The organism is Chryseobacterium elymi, assembly GCF_003385495.1.
Taxonomy (GTDB): Bacteria; Bacteroidota; Bacteroidia; order Flavobacteriales; family Weeksellaceae; genus Chryseobacterium; species Chryseobacterium elymi.
In genome coordinates this window covers 1-21661 of record NZ_QNUH01000016.1, presented here as the reverse complement: position 1 = coordinate 21661, position 21661 = coordinate 1, and the positions used below count along the sequence as shown (strand labels likewise).

Genomic DNA, 21661 nt, shown 5'->3' with positions numbered 1-21661 from the left:
CAACAATAATCCCCTTCCAAAGCTGAAAGGGGATTATTAATTATATAGAAATATTATTCTAGTTGATCAGATCAAATCTTGCATATTCTGCAATCTTCTTAGGAATCCTGATTCCCTCTTCTGTCTGATTGTTTTCAAGCAACGCAGCCATAATTCTTGGAAGAGCCATTGCAGAACCGTTTAAGGTATGCACAAGTTGAGATTTTCCTTCTGTTTTGAAACGGCATTTCAAACGATTAGACTGGAAGGTTTCAAAGTTAGATACAGAGCTTACCTCAAGCCACATTTCCTGCGCAGCGCTCCACACTTCAAAATCATAGGTCATTGCGGCTGCAAAACCGGTATCTCCGCCACAAAGCCTCAACACCCTGAATGGAAGTTCAAGATCTGTAAGGATCTCTTTAATATGTTCTACCATTTCTTCCAGGGCAGCATAAGAGTTTTCGGGTTTTTCAAGTCTTACGATCTCCACTTTTTCGAACTGGTGAAGACGGTTCAAACCTCTTACATGAGCTCCGTAACTTCCTGCTTCTCTTCTATAACACTGAGAAAATGCTGTATTTTTAATCGGAAGATCTCTTTCTTCTAACAGAACATCACGATAAAGGTTGGTTACAGGAACTTCTGCCGTAGGAATCAAATACAGGTCATCCAGGCCAATATGATACATCTGCCCTTCTTTATCAGGAAGCTGCCCCGTTCCGTAGCCTGAAGCTTCATTCACAACGTGAGGAGGATTGACCTCCATATATCCTTTTTCAATGTTCTTATCTAAGAAATACTGAATCAGGGCTCGCTGAAGTCTTGCTCCTTTACCCAGGTAAACAGGGAATCCGGCACCGGCGATCTTCACCCCAAGCTCAAAATCGATCAGATTATATTTTTTGGCAAGCTCCCAGTGAGGGATCGCTCCTTCTCCAAGCCCTTCCACATCGTGAGACTGGAAAATATTCTCGTTGTCTTCTGCAGACGATCCGCTTTTTACTAGTTCAAACGGAACATTTGGAATCTGGTATAAAATATCCAGTAAAGCTTTTTCTGTTGCATCTAATTGGGACTGCAGTTCTTTACTCGACTCTTTGAATTGTGCTGTTTTAGATTTTGCAGACTCCGCTTCTTCTTTCTTTCCTTCTTTCATCAAAAGTCCAATTTCTTTGGAGATTTTGTTGATCTCGGAAAGCTGGGAATCTAATTCAAACTGGATTCTTTTTCTTTCGTCGTCAGTAGCAACAGCGTCGTCTACCAAACCAAGATTCTTGAATTGTCTTTTTTTAAGACCTTCTAAAACGCGTTCTTTATTGTCGCGCAAAAAATTGACTTGTAACATTTTATTTAGATGTTAAATATTAGATGTTAACTTAAAATACTAAGCTAACAGTTTTGCAAATTTAAATTATTTTATGATAGTAATGGTATTTATAGCATTGGGTGCATCTGCAGATTTTGTAAATACTACCTGATTATTGTAAAGAACCTCAGAAACCTGGAATACCGACGGTGTCCAGCGATATTTGATTTCCATTGAATCAATAGTAGTTATCACCGCATTGTTCTCTGTTCTGCTCAATGCGAATGCCAGTTTGGAATGATAAGTTCTGTTATCGGGACTTAATGAGTCCAGTGTTCTTCTTTTTGCACCCCGTAAATACTCAAAGTAATATATAGAATCTGTAGTCATTTTAAGGGGTACAGATACTGGAGCCACGTCCGCAACACCAAAAGCGTCATTAACCGCATAGGAAGAATAGGAACCTGTCTTTTTTGCGTTCAGCAGATCCTGCCCCGCACTGTTTTTTATATAGATGTTCAGAATCTGATCAATTCTCTGTAAAGAATCGTCATCGCTTCCGCATGAAACCGTTAAAAATAGGATAGCTATAAGTTTAAATATTAAAATATGATTCAGTTTGAATTTCATCTTCCGTTAATTTTCAATAATCTTTTTTATGCAAATGTATAATTATATATTTGTTCTCGTAATATTTTACCATGTTTTTAAACAAACTCAAAAGATTAAATAGCAGCCACATCACCACCATCTTTAAAGGAAATTTTATTTCCAAGTTTGTTTTGGTGATCGGAGGGCTTTTGCTGGCAAAATATTACGGTTCTTCGGAATATGGCATCTTCAGCATCTACTTGAGTATCATGAGTATATTCACTGTTGTTTTGAGCCTTGCACAGGAACATATGATTATGCTTGAAGGCAACGACGAGGATGTGAATAATAATTTCAGTGCAGCGGGTATAGTTTCAGCGGCAGTCATGTTCCTGGCTTTCCTTTTGGTATTTATTCCTTTTGACATCCCGAAAAACATTTTATTTCTTGGAATCTTCACAGGATTCATCTATTTATTTACGAATAATGCAAAGTTTTTGCTGGCCAAGAAGAAGCATTTCAAGCTGGTTTCTGTATTAACGATCGTGGATTCTTTGGTGAGCTTTCTGTTTCAGGTATTATTTGTATTTATTAAAGTTGAAAACGGACTTGTAATAGGTAGCCTTATTGGATATGTTGCTGCTTTTCTTGTTGCCCTCTATTATTCAAGGAAATATTTTGTAATGCCTGATGTGATTCGCTATATTGCCAATGCGAAGAAAAGGCCGGAGCTTTTTAAATATTCCTATCCTTCCACGTTGATTAATGCCTTAGGAAACAATATCATGCCGATCCTGATATCACTTTATTTTGCAGATTCGCTGCTTGGAGAATATTCTTTGGCTGTAAAAATAATGTCTGTTCCTCTTCTTTTGATTTCTTCATCTATTGCTACAGTCTACTATCCAAGAGCTACAGAGATCAATAACAAGGACAAAAGCAGAAATGAGTTGTTTGCATATACCAAGAAGATGAGTCTGATGAATTTTTACATCATTTTCGCACTTTATATTCTTATTAATTTGGTTGGGGTTCCCATTCTTAAAATGTTCTTCAATAAAAACTGGGAACATCTTGGACTTTTTATTTTCCTAATGTCCTTCGGATATCTTACCCGAAGTCTTATCAATCCCATTTCGGACATTCTAACCATCATAAAAAGGAACAATGTCGCGTTGGTTTTTAATATTTATCTTTTCTTGGCCAATATAGCTGCCATTTTTATCGGAAAGGAAATGGGAGTCAGTTATCTGGTGGGGATTTTTTCGGGATTTTTGTTTATCGGGTATGGATTTTTGTATTTTTACATCATGCTTATTTTGAAGAAAAATGAATCCTATTAAAAAATTTATTGAATACCAGATTTTCCATAGAATTAATAATTTTTTCTATCCTGAATATTATCGCCAAAAGTATGACTACCTGCTTCCTCACGTGCTTTTTTTCACTTATCTAATACCACAAAAAATATTGAGGATTAACGGAAAAGTACCTTGGCCTGTACATTTTACTTCGGAAATCAGGAGCTATCAGAAAATTAAAAAGGGAATTCTATGTGATCCGGGCGATAATCCCAATATTTATATCCAGGCCAATAATGGTATTATTATTGGGAATAACGTAGGTTTCGGGGCGGGAACCTCCCTGATATCTGCCAACCACAATCATAATGATCACAGTATTCATGATGAATGCGGACCGATCATTATTGGTAATAACGTTTTTGTAGGGACTAATTCCGTAATCCTTCCGGGGGTAAAAATAGGTGATAATGTAGTGATCGGCGCAGGCTCTATCGTGGTTAAAGATATCCCTTCCAATTCAATTGCAGTAGGAAATCCCTGTAAGGTTATTAAACAAAAAGAACCTTACATTGAAGACTTTACAAAGACTGTTTTCAACCGAAAACTGCCTGAAGGCCTCAATCTAAAGTTCTGATCAATTGTTTTTATATCCGTTTAAACAATACCTGCCGCCCAACTTTTTTCCAATGGCAGTAAAAAGTGGCTTAAAAAGTCCAGGTAGGTATTTTTAGAGAAGTCAAAAACCTGGATATCTTTCGGCAGTTCACCGCTTCTCAGTTGAGATTTAAAATCCTGAAGTTTCAATGTCTTTACCTGTCCGTCTTGTACAAAACTCGCTTTCATTCTGTCGAAAAGCCCAAGCTGGTATTCTTCATCAATCTCACGCATAATCTTTCCTAGGGCATCAATACTGCAGCCTGAAGCCATTTCTTTCTCTTCATCTACACATACCACAATAAACTGATTCTTCTCGATTTTAAAGGATGAATCAAGCGGTTTTCCATGTGCCGCCCAAGTCGCAAGGAAATCGAACAGTTTTTCAGTAATTGCTTTTGCTTCCTTTGTTTCAAAAGGTCTTGATGCGGGGTATATAATGACTCTGTAGTCGCTGGTTTCTACTATACTGGATTCTTCAATTTTCATATCCTTTCTATTTTAAAGTATAAAATTAAGAAATATTCCTGAGTTTATAATCAATAAAAACCCAGGCATGAGCCTGAGTTTTTCCTGGTCCTTTATGTAGTACTTACAGATCTTCAGCTTCTGCAAGAAGTTCTACAATATCTTTTACAGCTACTTCTGTATTTTTATTGAAATGTTTTACACCGTCTGTCATCATCGTATTACAGAAAGGGCATCCTGTAGCAATGACTTTTGGCTCGAAAGACAATGCTTCTTCCGTTCTTTCAATATTGATGTCTTTATTCCCCTTTTCAGGTTCTTTGAACATCTGTGCACCTCCTGCTCCACAACACAGACCGTTGGTTTTGCAACGCTTCATTTCCACAAGCTCTGCATCAAGCTTCTCAAGAAGAATTCTAGGAGCTTCATACTCATTATTGGCTCTTCCCAGGTAACAAGGATCATGGAAAGTAATCTTTTTTCCTTTAAATGCTCCTCCTTCGATCTTCAGCCTTCCTTCTTCCATTAAGGTTTTCAGGAACTGAGTATGGTGTACCACTTCATAATGCCCCCCCAGACTCGGGTATTCGTTTTTAAGGGTGTTGAAACAGTGAGGGCATGCCGTAACGATTTTTTTCACTTCGTAAGCATTTAAGACCTCGATATTGGTAAGGGCCATCATCTGGAAAACAAATTCGTTCCCGGCTCTTTTTGCGGGATCTCCGGTACAGCTTTCTTCCTGCCCCAGAACTGCAAATTCAACTCCTATTTTGTTTAATATCTTGCAAAATGCTTTTGTGATTTTCTTGGCGCGGTCGTCAAAACTTCCTGCACATCCCACCCAAAATAAAACTTCAGGGGATTTTCCTTCGGCAGCATATTCTGCCATTGTTTTTATATTGAAATCCATTTAATTGTAGAATGTATTTTGTATTAATGTAAAATGTACTTTAAAATTTTCAAGTTAAAATACTTTTGTACATGACTTGAACATTTTAATACAATAGATATTAATCTTTTGCCCAATTCAGACGGTCTGCCTGATTATACTGCCAAGGAGCAGCATTGTTTTCTACATTCGTCATCATCAGATTTAGCTCCTGAGGTGCAGCGGACTGTTCCATCACAAGGAATCTTCTCATTTCGAAAATAATAGAAAGCGGATCAAGCAATACCGGACATGCTTCAGTACATGCATTACAGGTAGTACACGCCCAAAGTTCTTCTTTGGTAATATAATCATTCAAAAGCTTCTTACCGTCGTCTTCGAATTTTCCGTTTTTGTCTATATTTCTACCTACTTCTTCGAGTCTGTCTCTTGTCTTCATAAGAATCAGTCTCGGCGAAAGTTTTTTACCGGTGATATTGGCAGGACATACAGAGGTACATCTTCCACATTCTGTACAGGAATAGGCATTAAGCAACTGTACCTGGTCAAGATCAAATATATCTTCTGCTCCAAATTTAGACGGAACATCTGCTGTTTCGCCTTCAGCGGGTGCGGCATAAGGATCTGCGTTAGGATCCATCATCAGTTTGATCTCTTTGGTTACAGAATCCAGGTTATTGAATTTTCCTTTTTTATCAAGGTTAGCAAACCACGTGCTTGGGAAAGCCAAAATGATATGAAGGTGTTTTGAGTAATAAAGATAATTCATAAAGAAAAGAATCCCCACAAAGTGGAACCACCACGCACTTCTTTCAACAAAAACCAAGAAACCATTGTCAAAACTAAATACTTCCAAGAATGGAACAAAAAGCATTTGACTAATCGGGAAAGAACCTATATGATGAAAACCTTCTGCATTTCTCGCCTGCAAAACAGATTCTGAAGCATTCATGCTGAAGAAGGCTACCATTAGAGCAAATTCTATGATTAAAATCCAGTTGGCATCGTTTTTAGGCCAGCCAAAAAGTTCTTTCATATTAAGCCTTTTAACTCCATAGAAATTTCTTCTGATAAAGAAAACAACAACTCCAATTATGACTAAAAGAGCCAGTATTTCTAATGTTGCTGTAAAGAAGTTGTAAAAACTAACTCCAAAAACGGAAGCCAAAAATCTGTGAGTTCCAAAGATCCCGTCAACAATAATTTCTATCAATTCAATATTGATAATAACAAACCCAACATATACAAAAAGGTGGAGAATACCGGCTACAGGACGTTTTACCATTTTGCTCTGGCCCATTGCCACTCTCGCCATGGTCTCCCAACGCTCAGCTTTCCTGTCGCTTCTGTTGATTTCTCTTCCTAATCTGATATTTCTGTAGATCTTTTGCAGGCTTTTGGCAAATAGCCCGAATCCTGCGATTAATAAGATCAGAAAAATGATGTTATCGATGTACTGCATAAGGTGATTAATCTTTATTATTCTTACCGAAAACCGAGAAATTGATGTATCTCTTAGGGTTTGCTTTCATATCTTCGATCAATGAATTCAGATTATTAGAGGCAGAGTTCAGATTATTATATAACTGCTCATCCTTCATTAGCTTTCCTAAGCTTCCCTGTCCGTTGTCAACTCCTGCTATTATCTGGTTCAGTTTTCCTACGGTAGCATCTAAACTGGCAATTGTTGCATTCAGTTTTTTAGTATCAATGCTTTCTGCAAGGTTACCGTATTTATCTAATGTCACCTTCCCACTCTGCATGGTAAGGCTTGCATCATCAAGTACTTTCTGAAGTTTAGGATCGTTATGTCCTACAAGAGTATTTACACTTCCAGCTGTAGTTTGTAAAGCACCTACCGTTTTATTAAGATTGGCAAGCAGTGCTCTGATCTCTTCTCTGTTTTGTGCATTGACTACCTGGTTTGCATTCGCCATCAAAGAGTCTACCCTGTACAGAACAGTCTGTAATTGGTCTTTAACAGGACCTACCTGAGAAGAAAGACTTCCCAAAGTTCCCAGTTTGAAAGTGCCTTGTAATGTATCTCCATCTTTTGCAGTCTGCCCGCCATACATAAGATTCACTCTCATTTCTTTTCCTGACATCAGGCCGGGCTCAAAGATTTCAAGGGTTGAATTTTTGGAAAACTCGAATTTGTCATCTACCGTAATTTTCACGACAAAACTGATCTTTCCATCTTTTGCCGTTCTAGGGATGATCTTATCGACCTGACCTACTTTCAGGCCATTAATGGAAACCGCAGATGACTGTGCCAGCCCTTCCACATTATCGTATTTTGCGTAAAATATATTATCGGTAGTAAAAAGACTTCTGCCTTTCATGAATTGAAACAACAACACAAAGCCTACAATAGCTAAAAGTGCAATCACACCAGCTTTTAATTCTTTACTGAACTTCACTTGCTAAATTTTTTCTAATGAGCAAATATAACACATTTTAAATTAATCTTTTTCTTTATTGTTCTGCGTTAAATACAAAAAAAGCGGCAGAAAATTCTGCCGCTTTATATCTGTAAAAATTAATTTCTTACTGTTGCTGATTTCCCAGCTTGTTCCAGATTTCGATTCTGTAATCTTCGATATCTGCATTATCCTGAAGACTCTTCATCCAAGCCTGTCCGAACATACTTGCACTTCTCTGGGTAATAGATTCTGTAAACTGCTTAAGGTCTCCCGGCTGCTTGTTCACTGTTTCTGATTTCTTGATCAGTACATAAACTCCCGTTCCACCTTCAATAGGGTTAGAAAGTTTGCCTTTTGTAACACCGAAAGCTGCCCCTGCAACTTTAGGCTCCATAGCACCGGCTACTGAAGGGTTAAGCATATTAACCTGAGCTGTCTGCTTTGTAGAGCCAAATAATTTAGCAATCTGATCTAAATTTGAAGCTTTAGCCCCTGTAATTTTATCAGAGATCTGTTTTGCTGCTAATTTATTTTTAACGATAACCTCGATCTGATCTCTTACAGATTCTGGATCCGCAAGACCCTCCTCCTGTTTTCCGTTAAGGTAAACTACAATTTTATCTCCTGTACCTTCTACTGTGAAGAATTCCGTATCTCCTTTAGATCTTTTCTTATTGAAAGCCCATGCTAAGATTTCTTCGTCCTTATCTGTACCAAGCCCTTGAAGCTGTCCGTCGAATCTTTTGGCTAATTTTGGATTGGAGAACTGATAATTTCCTTTTTTAGCAATATTCACAAAATCGTTGAAAGATTTCCCCTGAACCTGCTGAATGAATCTTCTTGCTTTTTTATCAGATTCAGCTTCCGTAGCATCTGAAGGTTTAACTTCTTTTACAAGGTTAGCCACTTTATAGCTCATTGCCCCTGCTTTTTTATCTTCAATATTAATGATATGATATCCAAACTGTGTTTCTACAACACCTGTAGCTCCTTTAGGATTATTAGCCAAGTAGGTAAGGAATTCCGGAACAAAAGGAGTTTCCGGAGTAGTCCATCCTAAGCTTCCTCCCTGTGCTGCAGAACTTGGGTCGTTAGACATTTTGATAAACTCTGTGAATTTCGCAGGTGTTGCTTTCACAATAGCTCCGATAGAGTCTGCTAGTTTCTTAGCCTGCTCTTTAGATCTTGTTACACCTTCTCCTGCGGGGCTTCCTTTGAAAGCGATAAGGATATGTCTTGACAATGTAGAATCTGAAGTCTTTTTATCCAAAAGTTTTGAAACCACATAGAAATTCTGCTCTTTGTAAGGCCCGAAAGTCTGTCCGATAGCTGCAGTTGAAATCTGTCCCTGGATTGTCTGAGGCAATTGGGCAGGTGCTGAATACTGGTTGTTGAAAGGCATATCAGAATTGGCCATTATGAACATTGAGTCGTTCTTCGTATTCTGGAAGTTCTCTGTTCCTCCACTTGCATCCGTACCTCCTGAGAAAAGCTTATTGATTTCCTTCTGAGTTGCTGCATCATCGGCTGGGCTAGGTTTAGAAGGGAAATAAACAATTCCGATGTTTCTGCTAGGCTCAGCTTTAAACATTACAGGGTGCTGCTTGATATAGTTTTCAAGGTCTGCCGTAGTAACATTGATCTTTGTTTTCTGAAGGTAAGCAGCATAGTCGATCTTTACAAAATCGATGTCAGCCAATTGATCTCTCTGCTTCATAAGCTCTTCAGCTTCTTTTTTACCAGTAGTGATCCCTGCAGAAATATTAGTAAACACCTGTCTTGCCATTAGCCTGTATTCCACAGTTTTTCTGGTTTTAAGCCACTGGTTGTAGCCTTCAGGATTGGTGTTTTTTAATGTTTCAATCTCTTTTTTAAGCTCTTGAGTTTTAAAATTACCTTTCTCATCAAAGAACTGCTGTTGTTGGGCGAACATCTGATCGTACTGGATCTGGTTCCAGAAATAATCATCAGTCATTTCAAAACCCAATTTCTCAAACTGCTGCTTGATAAGTTTAGATTGTACAAGTAACTGCCAAGCCTGCTCTTCAAGTCCCGTTTTTGGACGGCCCTGTTGCTCAGCCTGCTGTTGCAGTACGAAAAGCTGATCATTGAACTCTTCGCGGGTGACTTTCTCACCGTTTACTTTTCCTAAAACATCAGGATTTTTTCCAAAAACCTTGTCGATACTTTCGGGGTTTACCAGAAACGCTAAAAGCGCCAATGCGATCACTCCCATCAAAAGCCAAGGCTTACTCCTAATCTGTCCTAAAATTGCCATTTTATATATTATAGTTTTTTATCAGTTTGCGAAAATACACATTTTTAAGAAATTAGAGAAGCAGAACTCCTTTATTTTAATTTTTAAAATGAAAGATTACTAAAAAAAGGAAATTTTGACCATATTTTTTAGCAAAAAACAAATGGCATAGGTATTGTGCAATTTATATAACTATAATACGCTGCACGTTTTCAGCGCATATTGTAAAATATCATTTTAACGATTTAAAACGAAGATGACAATTTGTCATTTGATTAACTATGACAGAATTTGAAGATATTAGTTTAGAGGAAATGATCAGCGATGGGTTTGACATTGTAGCTGAAGAGATCAATCTTTCAGACTTTTCGGAAACTGATAAGAATTCCGAACAGAGAACATTCCCTATACTTCCCGTAAGAAATATGGTCATGTTTCCAAATGTGGTAATTCCTATTACTGCAGGAAGAAAAACATCGATACAGCTTCTTGATGAAGCACAGAAAAATGGTGAGTTCATTGGAATTGTGAGCCAGAAAAACTCAGATCTGGAACAGCCTGGCGAAAAAGATATGTACCAGACCGGCACCCTGGCAAAGATTATTAAGATCATTAAGCTTCCCGAAGGCAATATTACAGCTATCACAAAAGGTTTCCACAGATTTAAAATAAAAAAGATTGTAGAAAACCAACCTTATTTCAAAGCAGAAATCACAAAACTGAAAGATTCCCAGCCGAAAAATAAGGAAGAATATGAGGCTTTACTTGAAAACATCAAAGATTTAGCCTTAAAGATCATTGAACTGGATCCTAATATTCCCAATGCGGCTAATTTCGCTATAAAAAACATCAACAATAATGATGATCTCCTGAATTTTATCTGTACCAATGCAAGTTTTCCTTCTACGGAAAAACAAAAGCTGCTTGAGGAAAAAAGCCTTATGGAAAGGGCTAATAAGTGCTATGAAATGATGCATGAGGATTTCAGGAAACTGGAATTAAGAAGCCAAATCCACCAGAAAACATCAAAGGATCTTGACAAGCAGCAGAGAGAATATTTCCTTAATCAGCAGATCAGAACTATTCAGGATGAGCTGGGAGGTGGTCCGGAAAGTGACGTCGAGGATCTCATCAATAAAGCAAGAAGAAAAAAATGGAGCCAGGAAGTAGAAGATCATTTTCAAAAAGAGATCAGTAGACTGCAACGCCAGAACCCGAATTCTCCGGATTATAACGTTCAGAGAAATTATCTTGATTTCTTTACGGATCTTCCGTGGGAAACCTATACAAAAGATGTTTTTGATATTGCTAAAGCTGAAAAAACTTTAGATAAAGCTCACTTTGGGCTGGAAGATATAAAGAAAAGAATTCTGGAACATATGGCTGTTTTAAAGCTCAAAAACAACATGAAATCTCCTATTCTTTTACTTGTAGGACCTCCGGGAGTAGGAAAAACGTCTTTAGGAAAATCCGTTGCCGATGCTTTGGGAAGAAAATATGTACGGTTATCTCTCGGAGGACTTCACGACGAAAGTGAAATCCGCGGACATAGAAAAACATATATCGGAGCTATGGCAGGAAGAATCCTGCAATCTATCAAAAAAGCAGGCACTTCCAACCCGGTAATCGTTCTTGATGAAATTGACAAAATAGCTCAGGGGCTTCATGGTGATCCGAGTTCGGCTCTTTTAGAAGTCCTTGATCCTGAACAAAATAAATCTTTCTATGACAATTTCCTTGAAATGGGATATGATTTATCTAAAGTGATGTTTATCGCCACAGCAAATTCACTTTCCACAATTCAAACACCATTGTTAGACAGAACGGAGATCATTCAGATTGCCGGCTATACTATGGAGGAAAAAACAGAGATTGCGAAGAGACATTTGATCAAAAAACAACAGGAAGAAAATGGCTTAGATGGAAAATCATTCAAACTTGGAAATCCTGAACTTAAACATATTATTGAAGCACACACTTCAGAAAGCGGTGTAAGAACCCTGGAAAAAAGGATTGCATCTATTGCAAGATGGGTTGCACTTCAGACTGCCCTGATGAAAGAATATGATCCAAAGATCACTATTGAAAAAATAGATGAGATCCTTGGCGTTCCAAGACCGAAAAGCCTGTCTGAAATCACCGGAGTACCTGGCGTAGTAACTGGCTTAGCCTGGACAAGTGTAGGTGGAGATATTTTATACATTGAAAGTATTTTAAGTAATGGAAAAGGAGGTCTTACCATGACCGGAAACCTGGGTACCGTTATGAAAGAATCTGCAACCATTGCCTTGGAATATATCAAAGCCAAACATGACGAACTCGGAATAGCGCAGGAAGAGCTGGACAAAAAAAACATTCACGTTCACGTTCCGGAAGGGGCAACGCCGAAAGACGGGCCGTCTGCAGGTATTGCTATGCTAACGTCAATAGTTTCTTCATTCAAAAATAAGAAAGTAAAACCTCATCTTGCGATGACAGGTGAAATTACGTTAAGAGGAAAAGTACTTCCTGTAGGCGGAATCAAAGAAAAACTTCTTGCAGCCACGAGAGCAGGAATAAAAGAGGTCATTCTTTGTGAAGCCAACAGAAAAGATGTGGAAGAGATCAAAAAAGATTATCTAAAAAACCTGACTGTACATTATGTGAACAGAATGGAGGAAGTAGTCGACTTTGCGATCGAAAAATAATTCAGAACATATCAACTCTCAATAAGGAAACGCATCTCAGATTATATTTGAGGTGCGTTTTTTGTCATTAAGTTCAGCTGCAAAAGCACAAAAAAATAATTGAGATTAATTTAAAAAAAAACACGTACCACACGACACTGTCCTATGGCTTCTCTTTCAAAAAGAATTATGTTAATTAAACCAAAACACGTCTTTAATTAGACGGGTTTTCTTATTTTTATGCAACAGATCTGAAAAATTATGAATTTTCTTCGACTTCCTTTTCTTGTTAACCTTACGCTTGTAGTTATTTCCATCATTGGCTTGGGTTACCTGCTGGCACTCGGGCAGAGCATATTAGCCCCTTTCTTCTTAGCTTTTTTAATGGCTATGCTCTTTCTTCCCGCCGCCACTTTCATGGAAAGAAAATTAAGATTTCCAAGATCTATATCAACAATGACTTCGGTTTTTGTGATGCTGGCTATCTTATCCGGGCTTATTTATTTTTTCGGATCACAACTTTCTGATTTCAGCAAAGACATTCCCCACCTAAGGGATCAGGTGACGACTGTTTTCAGTAATCTGCAGCACTGGATTTCAAAAACCTTCAATGTAAAGATAGATGAGCAGCTGGATTATATTAACCAGGGCTTGAATAAGCTCCTTTCTTCCTCGGGAGTGATCCTTGGTTTTACTTTCGGGATATTTTCAAGCGGTTTTGGCTTTATCGTATTTTTCACCTTGTTCTTTATCTTTATTTTAAATTACAGAAGGGTTCTTAATAATTTCATTGTAACCGTTTTTAACGAAAAACATAAAGCAAGTGTACAGGAAGTGGTTAACGAGATCAGAGTCATGACTAAAAAATATATTTTCGGACTTTGTCTGCAGGTTTTAATTGTTTCAATGCTCTGCACCATCCTTCTTACTGTTTTAGGAATAAAATATGCCATACTTCTGGCTATTTTGACAGGCTTATTAAATGTAATTCCTTATCTGGGAATATGTATTTCCCTCTTAATATCATGTTTTATTGCCTTTGCAACCGGCGCCCCTTCTACCTGTGTATACGTAGCAATCGGGTATATTGCCATACATATCATTGACGGAAATATTGTCCTTCCGTTTGTTGTAGGTTCAAAAGTAAAGATCAATGCTCTGTTTTCCTTCATCGGAATTATTTTAGGCGAACATCTTTGGGGGATCGCAGGAATGTTCCTCTGCATTCCGGCTATTGCAATCATTAAAATTATTTTTGAAAGAGTAGACGGCTTAAAGCCATGGGGCAAGCTGCTCGGGGAAGAAGAAAAGCCGAATAAAAAGAAAAAGAGCTACAAGATTTCTAAGAATATCACATTGAAGGAAATGGATTGATCATTGACAATGAGTAATGAGTAATGAGTAATGAATGATAATGTTTTAGTCATCATTTATTACTTACTGACTGTTATTACTAATAAAAAAAGCTGCCTCCATTGAGACAGCTCCTATAGTTGATCTTATAGTGCACACAATGGGCTCATTCCGCTTGGACAGGTCTGGTTACACGGAATATATGTATGGCTATCAGGGCAATATCCCAAATCTTCGCCACCACCACCTCCGCCTCCTAAGCAAGGATCTCCCGGTGGAATGATACACGGACAGCCTTCCGGTCCAATATCACAGATAGGAGGTTTTCCTCCGCCATGAACTTTCTTTAAATTCTCACGATTTAATTTTTGAAGATTTTTCAGCATAATACGATTGTTTAGTTTTGATTTGTAGAACAAATATATTAAATGAAATTAGAAATTATTCCAAACATGGGGATAAATCTAAAATATTAACAAATTTTAATAAAAACAGACTTACGAATAGCATTTTTGTTTTACATTTGAGATAAAATCAACAATTATGAAAATCGTAAAATTTATCTTTGCCCTTCTTTTCGGGCTTATGTTTATCAATGCCGGATTAAACAAATTCTTTAATTATATGCCAATGGAAAAGCCAACGCCTGAGCAAATGAAACTTTTCGCCGCATTTGGAGAAATTCACTGGCTGATGCCTCTGGTGGGAATTGTAGAAGTTGTTGGCGGGCTATTATTTATTTTCCCAAAAACAAGAGCATTAGGAGCCATTGTCATTTTACCCGTAATGGTGGGAATTGTGGTTCACGTATTCACAATAGACAAATCTACCATGGTAATGTCCATCGCAGGAGCTCTGTTCCTGATTAATCTTTGGATGATTATTGATAACAGGGAGAAATATAAGGCTTTGATTAGCTAGGAAGTTATTGATGAATGGTGAATTATCAATTAGCTTCGCTGTCAATTTTACATCCTGCGATACTCAGTAATGACAATTCACCATTCACATTAAGAATCTATACAAATGCACTGAATCCTGTAATTGATCTTCCTACAATCAGTGAATTGATTTCTTTTGTTCCTTCGTAAGAATAAATGGCTTCGGCATCTGCCACAAATCTTGCCACGTCATACTCAAGAAGAATACCGTTTCCACCCATCACTTCTCTCGCCCTGGAAACAATATCTCTGGTTCTCAAAGTACAGAAAACTTTGGCCAGGGACGCATGTTCATCCTTTAAAATTCCTTCATCCTGCATCTCCGAAAGCCGGAAGACCATCGTCTGCATGGCGGTAAGATTGGAAAGCATTTCCACCAAATGCCCCTGAATCATCTGGAATGAAGCAATAGGCTTCCCGAACTGTTCTCTGGTTCTGGTATATTGCAATGCACTTTCGTATGCCCCTCTTGCACAGCCCGTAGCCATCCAGGCTACACCTGCCCTGGTCATACGCAGGACTTTTCCGGTATCTTTAAATGAATTGGCATTTGGCAGGCGGTTTTCTTCGGTTACCAGACAATCGGTTAAGGTGATTAATCCGTTTTGCACAATTCTCAGTGCCATTTTACCTTTTATTTTCTCAACGGAATATCCCGGATTGTCTTTTTCAACAATGAAACCTTTTACTTCACCGCTGTCAAGATCTCTTGCCCAGATAATGATCAGATCTGCAAATGTTGCATTTCCGATCCATTTTTTCTGGCCATTAAGGATCCAGCCTTCTTCTGTTTTTTTGCAGGTAACGGTAAGACCGCCTGCTGCTCCGGAACCCACTTCAGGTTCTGTAAGACCAAAAGCTCCTATTTTTTCGAATTTCTGCATCTGTGGAAGCCACTTCTGCTTCTGCTCTTCTGATCCGCAGATGTAAATAGATCCCATCGCAAGACCCGACTGTACTCCAAAGAATGTGGCAATAGAGGCATCAATTCTAGCCATTTCCATAGCAATGACACCTTCCATCAGAAAAGGCATTCCCGGACAGCCGTATCCTTCATAGGTAACACCGCAAATATTCAGTTTCTGAAACTTCGGAATGAGTTCAAAAGGAAATTCATCCCTCAGCCAATAATGATTGACCAAAGGTTTCACTTCTTTTTCCATAAACGCTCTTACTTTAAGCTGAATCTCCCGTTGTTCCGGAGTAAGCGTATGGTAGATGTCGTAAAAATCACCATCAATGGGAGGAAGTTCCCGTTTTTTCTTATTGGGATCAAGCATTTTCATCATTCCCTTCAGCTGTTTATCATCCAGCTTGGAGAAATTCTGCATCAGCTTAGGCAGATCAACTTTTTGAGAAATAGCACTCAGCTGGTCAAAATCTATGGATCTGAATAATTCTATAGCATTTCTGATTTTGGAAAAAGTATTTGACATAGTAATGTTTTGTGGGATTGATTTGTAAAAGTTAAGCAAAAACTGCTCCGAAAACAAGTCATTCTATGAGGTCTTATTTTACAAAACACTCATTCACAGTAAATTAAAACTGAATATTTCTTTACAAACTTTTTGCGATTGATTTTCAAATATTACAATAGATCCTGCCTGAACTTTGACCTAAGAAAACCCACAAAAATCAACGCTATGAAAACGACTTACATTAAATTATCTCTGTCAGCAATTCTTTTATCAGGAATCTATTCATGTAAAAAAGGAGAAGCGGTCTCCACTGAAAGCTATGCTACAGATTCTGCTGTTGCCGTAGTTACAGACAGCGTTTCCTCTGTAGCCACTATGACGGTAAAGGACAAACAGTTCATTAAAACAGCTGACGTAAATATGGAAGTCAAGGATGTCTATGAAGCAACCGTTTCCATTGAAAAGACAGTTCAGGATCTCGGAGGATTTGTAGCCCACAGCAATCTTCAGAGCAATGTGATCTCACAGGAGACCTATAATACTTCCGATAATGACGCGATGCTGATCAAAAAGTACCAGACAGAAAATACGATGCAGGTACGCGTTCCGACGGAAAAACTTGGTGAATTGCTTGTAAAAATTAATGATAAAAAACTTTTCCTGAATTCAAGGACCATCAATGCTGAAGATGTAACATCAGGCATTAAGTACGCAGAAATGGAAGGCAAAAGAATTAAAAAGACAGGTGAAAACATTGAACAACTGAAAACCAATAAAGACAAAGTAAAGCTGGACAACGATAATATGGCGGAAGGAAATCTCCAGCAGCTTACGAATATGGATGTTTCGGATAACATAAAATACAGCACCATAGATATTTACATTAAAGAACCGAAGCTGCGCATCGCTGAAATTGCTATAACCAACACCAGCAGCCTTGATAACAGATACAAATTCAATTTTATATACGATGCTAAAAATGCTTTTGTAGAAGGATTTTACCTGATTCAAAAGATCGCAGTGGGACTTATCACCATATGGCCGCTTTTATTAATCTTAGTCACCGTTGTATACTTTTTAAGAAAAAGAAAACTTACAAAACCGGAACGTACAAAAATTCAGGAATAACAAAAGCAATCCTAACCAGCTGGTTATCATCATAATTTTAGATTTTACAGACCTCCTTCACGGGAGGTTTTTTATTTTTTTCAAAAAAAACTGTAACGATCATTATCCTGCCCTTACCTACTGTTTAAAGAATGAATAATAAAAAAACTTTAATCATATGAAAAATTTAGTAAAACTTGGGTTCGCAACGTTATTATCGGCAACCGTTATGACAGTAAAAGCTCAAAATACCAACGCGGAAAGCAGTACACTTTGGGAAGTTTCTGGAAACGGTCTTACCCAACCTTCTTATATTGCAGGAACCTGCCATATCATGTGCATCCAGGATTTTGAGATCAAACCGAAAGTGATGAAAGCCCTTGAAAAATCTGATAATCTTGTGATGGAGATCAATTATACAGATCCCGCTGAAATAGCAGCGATGCAGAAAATGTATCAGACAGATAAAAAACTATCAGATCAGCTTACTCCCGAAGAGGCAAAAGAACTGGATAAGATCCTTGCTGGCTACGGAACAGATTTAAAGAAAATGGATCATTCCAGTTCACAGGGATTATATACACTTATTTCACTGAAGGCCTTACCGTGTCCGCAAACTGAAATGAAATTATATGAAATAGAGCTTCTTCAAAATGCCCTTAAAAGCAAAAAGAAAGTTTATGGCCTTGAAAAGGCTGAAGATCAGATGACCTCCATTAATGAAGCCTATGACCTGAAAGCAGTGATCGGGCAGTTAAAAATGGGAAAAGAATAATGAAATGTTACTCAAAGAAATGGTTACTGCATTTAAAAAGGAAGATGTAAAATCTGTCTACACTTTATTTAAAGATGATAAAATAATGAATGCCAAACAGGAAAAAGCCATGCTTACAGACAGAAATAAAAACTGGGCAGAAAAAATGCCTGAAATAATGCAAAAAGAAAGTTCTTTCTTTGCAGTAGGAGGTGCTCATCTGATGGGAGAAAACGGAATTATCCAACTTTTAAGATCCAAAGGATATACTGTAAAACCGGTATTAAGTCTATAACGTATAATCAAACCATGAAATTATTGTGAGCAGTCAGACTGAAATCGCTTTTTTAAAGCTCGTCAACCAACACAAAGGCATTTTATATAAAGCCTCCCGGATCTATGCTGACTCTTTGGAAGACCGGGAAGATCTCCAGCAGGAAATTCTTATCCAGCTCTGGAAATCTTACCAGAACTTCAAAGGCAACAGTGAATTCTCTACATGGATGTACCGGGTCGCGATTAATACTGCCATTACTTACTTAAAAAAGGAAAAAAAACGGACGGATAACCACACAGATGTACCCCATCATTTTGAAGTTCAGCACGAAGATTACAATCCCGCAAAAGACAGACAGCTGGAAGTTTTCTACAGTGCGGTCCAGGAGCTTAAGGCTCTGGAAAAAGCCGTCATATTCTATTTCATGGAAGGTATGTCCCATAAAGAAATCGGAGACAATCTGGGATTAAGCGAGGGCAATGCCCGTGTAAAACTCAACAGAACCAAAGAAAAAATACAGCAAATCATAAAAAAATCAGGCTATGAATTTTGATCAATTAAAAGAACAGTGGAATAATGAGGACGGCGAAAACGTCAATATTCCCAACACCATAGAACAGCTAAAGAAAAGCAAACATCCTATCGAAAAGATCCAGAAAAGTATGAAAGCGGAATTTCCAATGCAGATCATTGCCGTTATTCTTATTGCATTCTTTCCGCAACAACTACATTTCCCTGAATCCCAGTATATTATTTACTATACTTCTTACGCCATGTTAGTCGTGATATCATCTTATTATCTGTTCGGATTCTATAAATTTTATAAGCAAACCGAACTGTATACCGGAAATACAAAAAACAGCCTCTGGAAAATATATCATGAACTGAAGCTGAATATGGAACGATATCAGTCTTTCGGATTTCTCCTTCTTCCACACTTCATGATCACTTTAGGATTGGAGTTTTACAATATATTTCAGAAAAAAGGAATGTCTTTAGACAGTTTTGCAGATTCTTACCAGCAGGCTTTTATTCTGATTGTACTTCTTGGAACCTTAGCAATTGTAATCAGCATTGTTCTATGGACTAAATACTTTTACGGACGCCACGCAAAACGTTTGGAAAATATACTTAACGAAACGGACGAATAATTTTTCTGATTCATCTTTTACAAAACAATAACTATGAAACCTCAGACCTGCTCTGAGGTTTCATGGTTAAAAAATTGTTATTTATCGCGTTCAAATTTATCTGAGGTTTTATTTTTCCTTAAATTTGCAAATCAGAAATAAAATGATAAGGATTTTAAGTATTTGATCCTGGCTTCTACTTTCTGATCCTATATAATTTCTAAAATATGCTATCAACAATAAACCCTATACAAACCACCAGCTGGAAAGCTCTTGACGAACATTTTGCAGGAAATGACTTTGATTTGAGAAGCCTTTTCCAATACAATCCTGACCGTTTTAAAGAATTCTCTTTACAGAAAGATAATTTCCTTTTTGATTATTCTAAAAACCTGATCGATACAAGAACGAAGGAGCTTTTGCTTCAATTGGCCAACGAATGTCAGCTGAAAGATGCCATTTTCAAACTGTTTTCTGGTGACAAGATCAATGAAACAGAAGGAAGAGCAGTTCTGCATACAGCATTAAGGGATTTCTCAGATAAAGAAATCATTGTAGACGGTGAAAATATCAAACCTCAGATCAGAAGAGTTCTTGATCACATGAAAGCTTTCTCTGAAAAAATTATTTCAGGGGAACACAAAGGCTTCAACGGAAAAGAAATTACCGATGTGGTCAATATCGGAATCGGAGGTTCAGATCTTGGACCGGTAATGGTTTGTTCAGCTTTAAAACATTTTAAAACAAGATTAAACGTTCATTTCGTTTCCAATGTTGATGGTAATCACATCGCTGAAACCGTTAAAACCCTGAATCCTGAAACCACATTGTTCATTATTGCTTCCAAGACTTTTACTACTCAGGAAACAATGACCAATGCCAATTCTGCAAAAGACTGGTTCCTGAAAGCAGGAAAAGAAGAAGATGTTGCCAAACATTTTGTGGCTTTATCGACTAATGTTGAAGCCGTTAAAAAATTCGGGATTGCAGAAGAAAACATCTTCGAATTCTGGGACTGGGTAGGCGGAAGATATTCTCTTTGGAGCGCTATCGGTCTGAGTATTGTTCTGGCAGTTGGTTATGACAATTTCGAGCAGCTTTTAAAAGGTGCAAATGATACCGATCAGCATTTCCAGACTGCAGATTTCTCTGAAAACATTCCGGTATTAATGGGACTTTTAGGTATATGGTACCGTAATTTTTATGCGGCAACAAGCTACGCAATACTTCCTTACTCTCAATACCTGGACAGATTTGCAGCTTATCTTCAGCAGGGAGATATGGAAAGTAACGGAAAATGTGTAGACAGAAACGGAGAATTCGTAGAATATGAAACAGGGCCTATTATTTGGGGCGAACCGGGTACGAACGGCCAACATGCTTTCTACCAGCTAATTCACCAGGGAACTGAACTTATTCCTGCAGATTTTATCGCTTATGTGAAAAGCAGCAATGTAGTTTCTGATCATCAGCCTAAGCTTTTGGCTAACTTTTTTGCACAGACTGAAGCACTTGCCTTCGGAAAATCTGAAGAGGAAGTAGAAGAAGAATTAAGAAACGCAGGAAAATCCGATGAAGAAATTGATAAGTTATTAAACTACAAAGTCTTCCACGGAAACACACCTACTAACTCTATATTATTCAAGGAATTAACTCCTTTTTCATTAGGCCAGTTAATTGCCATGTATGAGCATAAGATCTTTGTTCAGGGGGTGATCTGGAACATTTTCAGCTTCGATCAGTTCGGGGTGGAATTAGGAAAAGTTTTAGCTAATAAGATCCTTCCTGAACTTGAAAACAATGAGGCAATCAGCTCTCACGACAGTTCTACGAATGGATTGATTAATTATTATAAAGGAAACAAATAGCATATGTCTGCATTACGGTCATATTATTATAAACTTCCTCCTCGTCTCAGGCTTTTGGGGCGGAAAATTTATTATTTTCCGATCGATCTTTATGAAGGAATTACCGGAAAAAGATCGAAAAATGAACCTAAAAAAGGAGACATTTATGTAGGCGGCAGCGACTTTATTCCTCACGGAATCCGTCAGGTAAATGCACTTAAAAAATATATTGGCTTACAAAATACAGATCATGTTCTGGATGTGGGATGCGGTATCGGAAGAACAGCAGTAGCC

20 protein-coding genes and 1 pseudogene are annotated in these 21661 nt (G+C 37.8%); 12 read left to right on the top strand and 9 right to left on the bottom strand.

Going from position 1 to position 21661, the window contains the following annotated elements:
* Positions 1-58 precede the first annotated feature (58 nt).
* Together serS and DRF60_RS16075 are read right to left on the bottom strand one after the other, a co-directional pair.
* A complete protein-coding gene (gene serS, locus DRF60_RS16080; protein WP_116013019.1) occupies positions 59-1327 on the bottom strand; it encodes a serine--tRNA ligase in 1269 nt (422 codons plus the stop codon).
* Positions 1328-1393: 66 nt separating this feature from the next.
* Complete coding sequence (locus tag DRF60_RS16075) at positions 1394-1918, bottom strand: hypothetical protein (protein ID WP_116013018.1); 525 nt, start codon at positions 1916-1918, stop codon at positions 1394-1396.
* Between the two features lie 71 nt (positions 1919-1989).
* Between DRF60_RS16075 and DRF60_RS16070 the strand changes: the two genes are divergently transcribed.
* Together DRF60_RS16070 and DRF60_RS16065 are read left to right on the top strand one after the other, a co-directional pair.
* Positions 1990-3222: an oligosaccharide flippase family protein gene (locus DRF60_RS16070; RefSeq protein ID WP_116013017.1), complete on the top strand. Its 1233-nt coding sequence runs from the start codon at positions 1990-1992 to the stop codon at positions 3220-3222.
* Complete coding sequence (locus DRF60_RS16065) at positions 3209-3817, top strand: acyltransferase (protein WP_116013016.1); 609 nt, start codon at positions 3209-3211, stop codon at positions 3815-3817. Before DRF60_RS16070 ends, DRF60_RS16065 begins: the two co-directional genes overlap by 14 nt.
* Positions 3818-3837: 20 nt before the next feature.
* On the opposite strand, the gene DRF60_RS16060 is transcribed toward DRF60_RS16065, so the two are convergent.
* The 5 genes from DRF60_RS16060 to DRF60_RS16040 form a co-directional block, all read right to left on the bottom strand.
* A complete protein-coding gene (locus DRF60_RS16060) occupies positions 3838-4326 on the bottom strand; it encodes a hypothetical protein (RefSeq protein WP_116013015.1) in 489 nt (162 codons plus the stop codon).
* Positions 4327-4429: 103 nt separating this feature from the next.
* Complete coding sequence (locus DRF60_RS16055; RefSeq protein WP_116013014.1) at positions 4430-5215, bottom strand: (Fe-S)-binding protein; 786 nt, start codon at positions 5213-5215, stop codon at positions 4430-4432.
* Positions 5216-5315: 100 nt separating this feature from the next.
* Entirely contained in the window at positions 5316-6656 is a 1341-nt protein-coding gene (locus DRF60_RS16050; protein ID WP_116013013.1) for a 4Fe-4S dicluster domain-containing protein, read from the bottom strand.
* Positions 6657-6663: 7 nt separating this feature from the next.
* Positions 6664-7614 carry an MlaD family protein gene (locus DRF60_RS16045; protein ID WP_116013012.1) on the bottom strand — a complete coding sequence of 317 codons (951 nt, stop codon included), beginning with the start codon at positions 7612-7614 and terminating at the stop codon, positions 6664-6666.
* A 127-nt stretch (positions 7615-7741) separates the two neighbouring features.
* The gene (locus DRF60_RS16040) at positions 7742-9895 is read right to left on the bottom strand and encodes a peptidylprolyl isomerase (protein WP_116013011.1); all 2154 of its coding nucleotides are present in this window, start codon (positions 9893-9895) and stop codon (positions 7742-7744) included.
* 260 nt (positions 9896-10155) lie between these two features.
* Between DRF60_RS16040 and lon the strand changes: the two genes are divergently transcribed.
* Positions 10156-12561, top strand: a complete 2406-nt coding sequence (gene lon, locus DRF60_RS16035; RefSeq protein WP_116013010.1) for an endopeptidase La — start codon at positions 10156-10158, stop codon at positions 12559-12561.
* Positions 12562-12801: 240 nt separating this feature from the next.
* The gene (locus tag DRF60_RS16030) at positions 12802-13914 is read left to right on the top strand and encodes an AI-2E family transporter (RefSeq protein WP_111958497.1); all 1113 of its coding nucleotides are present in this window, start codon (positions 12802-12804) and stop codon (positions 13912-13914) included.
* A 125-nt stretch (positions 13915-14039) separates the two neighbouring features.
* Here DRF60_RS16030 and DRF60_RS16025 read toward each other — a convergent pair whose 3' ends face one another.
* On the bottom strand, positions 14040-14279 hold the full coding sequence (locus DRF60_RS16025) for a bacteriocin-like protein (protein WP_238640225.1): 240 nt from the start codon (positions 14277-14279) through the stop codon (positions 14040-14042).
* Between the two features lie 157 nt (positions 14280-14436).
* Between DRF60_RS16025 and DRF60_RS16020 the strand changes: the two genes are divergently transcribed.
* Positions 14437-14814, top strand: coding sequence for a DoxX family protein (locus DRF60_RS16020; protein WP_116013009.1), 378 nt, complete (start codon positions 14437-14439; stop codon positions 14812-14814).
* 97 nt (positions 14815-14911) lie between these two features.
* On the opposite strand, the gene DRF60_RS16015 is transcribed toward DRF60_RS16020, so the two are convergent.
* Complete coding sequence (locus DRF60_RS16015; RefSeq protein WP_116013008.1) at positions 14912-16270, bottom strand: acyl-CoA dehydrogenase family protein; 1359 nt, start codon at positions 16268-16270, stop codon at positions 14912-14914.
* Between the two features lie 207 nt (positions 16271-16477).
* Here DRF60_RS16015 and DRF60_RS16010 point away from each other — a divergent pair, with 207 nt between their 5' ends.
* The 7 genes and pseudogenes from DRF60_RS16010 to DRF60_RS15980 all read left to right on the top strand — a co-directional run.
* Complete coding sequence (locus DRF60_RS16010) at positions 16478-17380, top strand: DUF4349 domain-containing protein (protein WP_116013007.1); 903 nt, start codon at positions 16478-16480, stop codon at positions 17378-17380.
* Positions 17381-17537: 157 nt separating this feature from the next.
* Positions 17538-18134, top strand: a complete 597-nt coding sequence (locus DRF60_RS21810; RefSeq protein ID WP_116013006.1) for a TraB/GumN family protein — start codon at positions 17538-17540, stop codon at positions 18132-18134.
* 4 nt (positions 18135-18138) lie between these two features.
* On the top strand, positions 18139-18408 hold the full coding sequence (locus tag DRF60_RS21805) for a TraB/GumN family protein (RefSeq protein ID WP_116013005.1): 270 nt from the start codon (positions 18139-18141) through the stop codon (positions 18406-18408).
* A gap of 25 nt (positions 18409-18433) precedes the next feature.
* On the top strand, positions 18434-18943 hold the full coding sequence (locus DRF60_RS15995) for an RNA polymerase sigma factor (protein ID WP_116013004.1): 510 nt from the start codon (positions 18434-18436) through the stop codon (positions 18941-18943).
* Positions 18933-19541, top strand: coding sequence for a hypothetical protein (locus DRF60_RS15990; protein ID WP_116013003.1), 609 nt, complete (start codon positions 18933-18935; stop codon positions 19539-19541). Before DRF60_RS15995 ends, DRF60_RS15990 begins: the two co-directional genes overlap by 11 nt.
* 206 nt (positions 19542-19747) lie before the next feature.
* Positions 19748-21388 carry a glucose-6-phosphate isomerase gene (gene pgi, locus DRF60_RS15985; RefSeq protein ID WP_116013002.1) on the top strand — a complete coding sequence of 547 codons (1641 nt, stop codon included), beginning with the start codon at positions 19748-19750 and terminating at the stop codon, positions 21386-21388.
* 3 nt (positions 21389-21391) lie between these two features.
* Positions 21392-21661, top strand: a pseudogene (locus DRF60_RS15980) (class I SAM-dependent methyltransferase); the annotation flags it as partial.

Excerpts from the sequence above, each read along its gene's own strand:
- serS (WP_116013019.1), bottom strand. The coding sequence starts at position 1,327 with ATGTTACAAGTCAATTTTTTGCGCGACAATAAAGAACGCGTTTTAGAA.
- DRF60_RS16075 (WP_116013018.1), bottom strand. The coding sequence starts at position 1,918 with ATGAAATTCAAACTGAATCATATTTTAATATTTAAACTTATAGCTATC.
- DRF60_RS16070 (WP_116013017.1), top strand. The coding sequence starts at position 1,990 with ATGTTTTTAAACAAACTCAAAAGATTAAATAGCAGCCACATCACCACC.
- DRF60_RS16065 (WP_116013016.1), top strand. The coding sequence starts at position 3,209 with ATGAATCCTATTAAAAAATTTATTGAATACCAGATTTTCCATAGAATT.
- DRF60_RS16060 (WP_116013015.1), bottom strand. The coding sequence starts at position 4,326 with ATGAAAATTGAAGAATCCAGTATAGTAGAAACCAGCGACTACAGAGTC.
- DRF60_RS16055 (WP_116013014.1), bottom strand. The coding sequence starts at position 5,215 with ATGGATTTCAATATAAAAACAATGGCAGAATATGCTGCCGAAGGAAAA.
- DRF60_RS16050 (WP_116013013.1), bottom strand. The coding sequence starts at position 6,656 with ATGCAGTACATCGATAACATCATTTTTCTGATCTTATTAATCGCAGGA.
- DRF60_RS16040 (WP_116013011.1), bottom strand. The coding sequence starts at position 9,895 with ATGGCAATTTTAGGACAGATTAGGAGTAAGCCTTGGCTTTTGATGGGA.
- lon (WP_116013010.1), top strand. The coding sequence starts at position 10,156 with ATGACAGAATTTGAAGATATTAGTTTAGAGGAAATGATCAGCGATGGG.
- DRF60_RS16030 (WP_111958497.1), top strand. The coding sequence starts at position 12,802 with ATGAATTTTCTTCGACTTCCTTTTCTTGTTAACCTTACGCTTGTAGTT.
- DRF60_RS16025 (WP_238640225.1), bottom strand. The coding sequence starts at position 14,279 with ATGCTGAAAAATCTTCAAAAATTAAATCGTGAGAATTTAAAGAAAGTT.
- DRF60_RS16020 (WP_116013009.1), top strand. The coding sequence starts at position 14,437 with ATGAAAATCGTAAAATTTATCTTTGCCCTTCTTTTCGGGCTTATGTTT.
- DRF60_RS16015 (WP_116013008.1), bottom strand. The coding sequence starts at position 16,270 with ATGTCAAATACTTTTTCCAAAATCAGAAATGCTATAGAATTATTCAGA.
- DRF60_RS16010 (WP_116013007.1), top strand. The coding sequence starts at position 16,478 with ATGAAAACGACTTACATTAAATTATCTCTGTCAGCAATTCTTTTATCA.
- DRF60_RS21810 (WP_116013006.1), top strand. The coding sequence starts at position 17,538 with ATGAAAAATTTAGTAAAACTTGGGTTCGCAACGTTATTATCGGCAACC.
- DRF60_RS21805 (WP_116013005.1), top strand. The coding sequence starts at position 18,139 with ATGTTACTCAAAGAAATGGTTACTGCATTTAAAAAGGAAGATGTAAAA.
- DRF60_RS15990 (WP_116013003.1), top strand. The coding sequence starts at position 18,933 with ATGAATTTTGATCAATTAAAAGAACAGTGGAATAATGAGGACGGCGAA.
- pgi (WP_116013002.1), top strand. The coding sequence starts at position 19,748 with ATGCTATCAACAATAAACCCTATACAAACCACCAGCTGGAAAGCTCTT.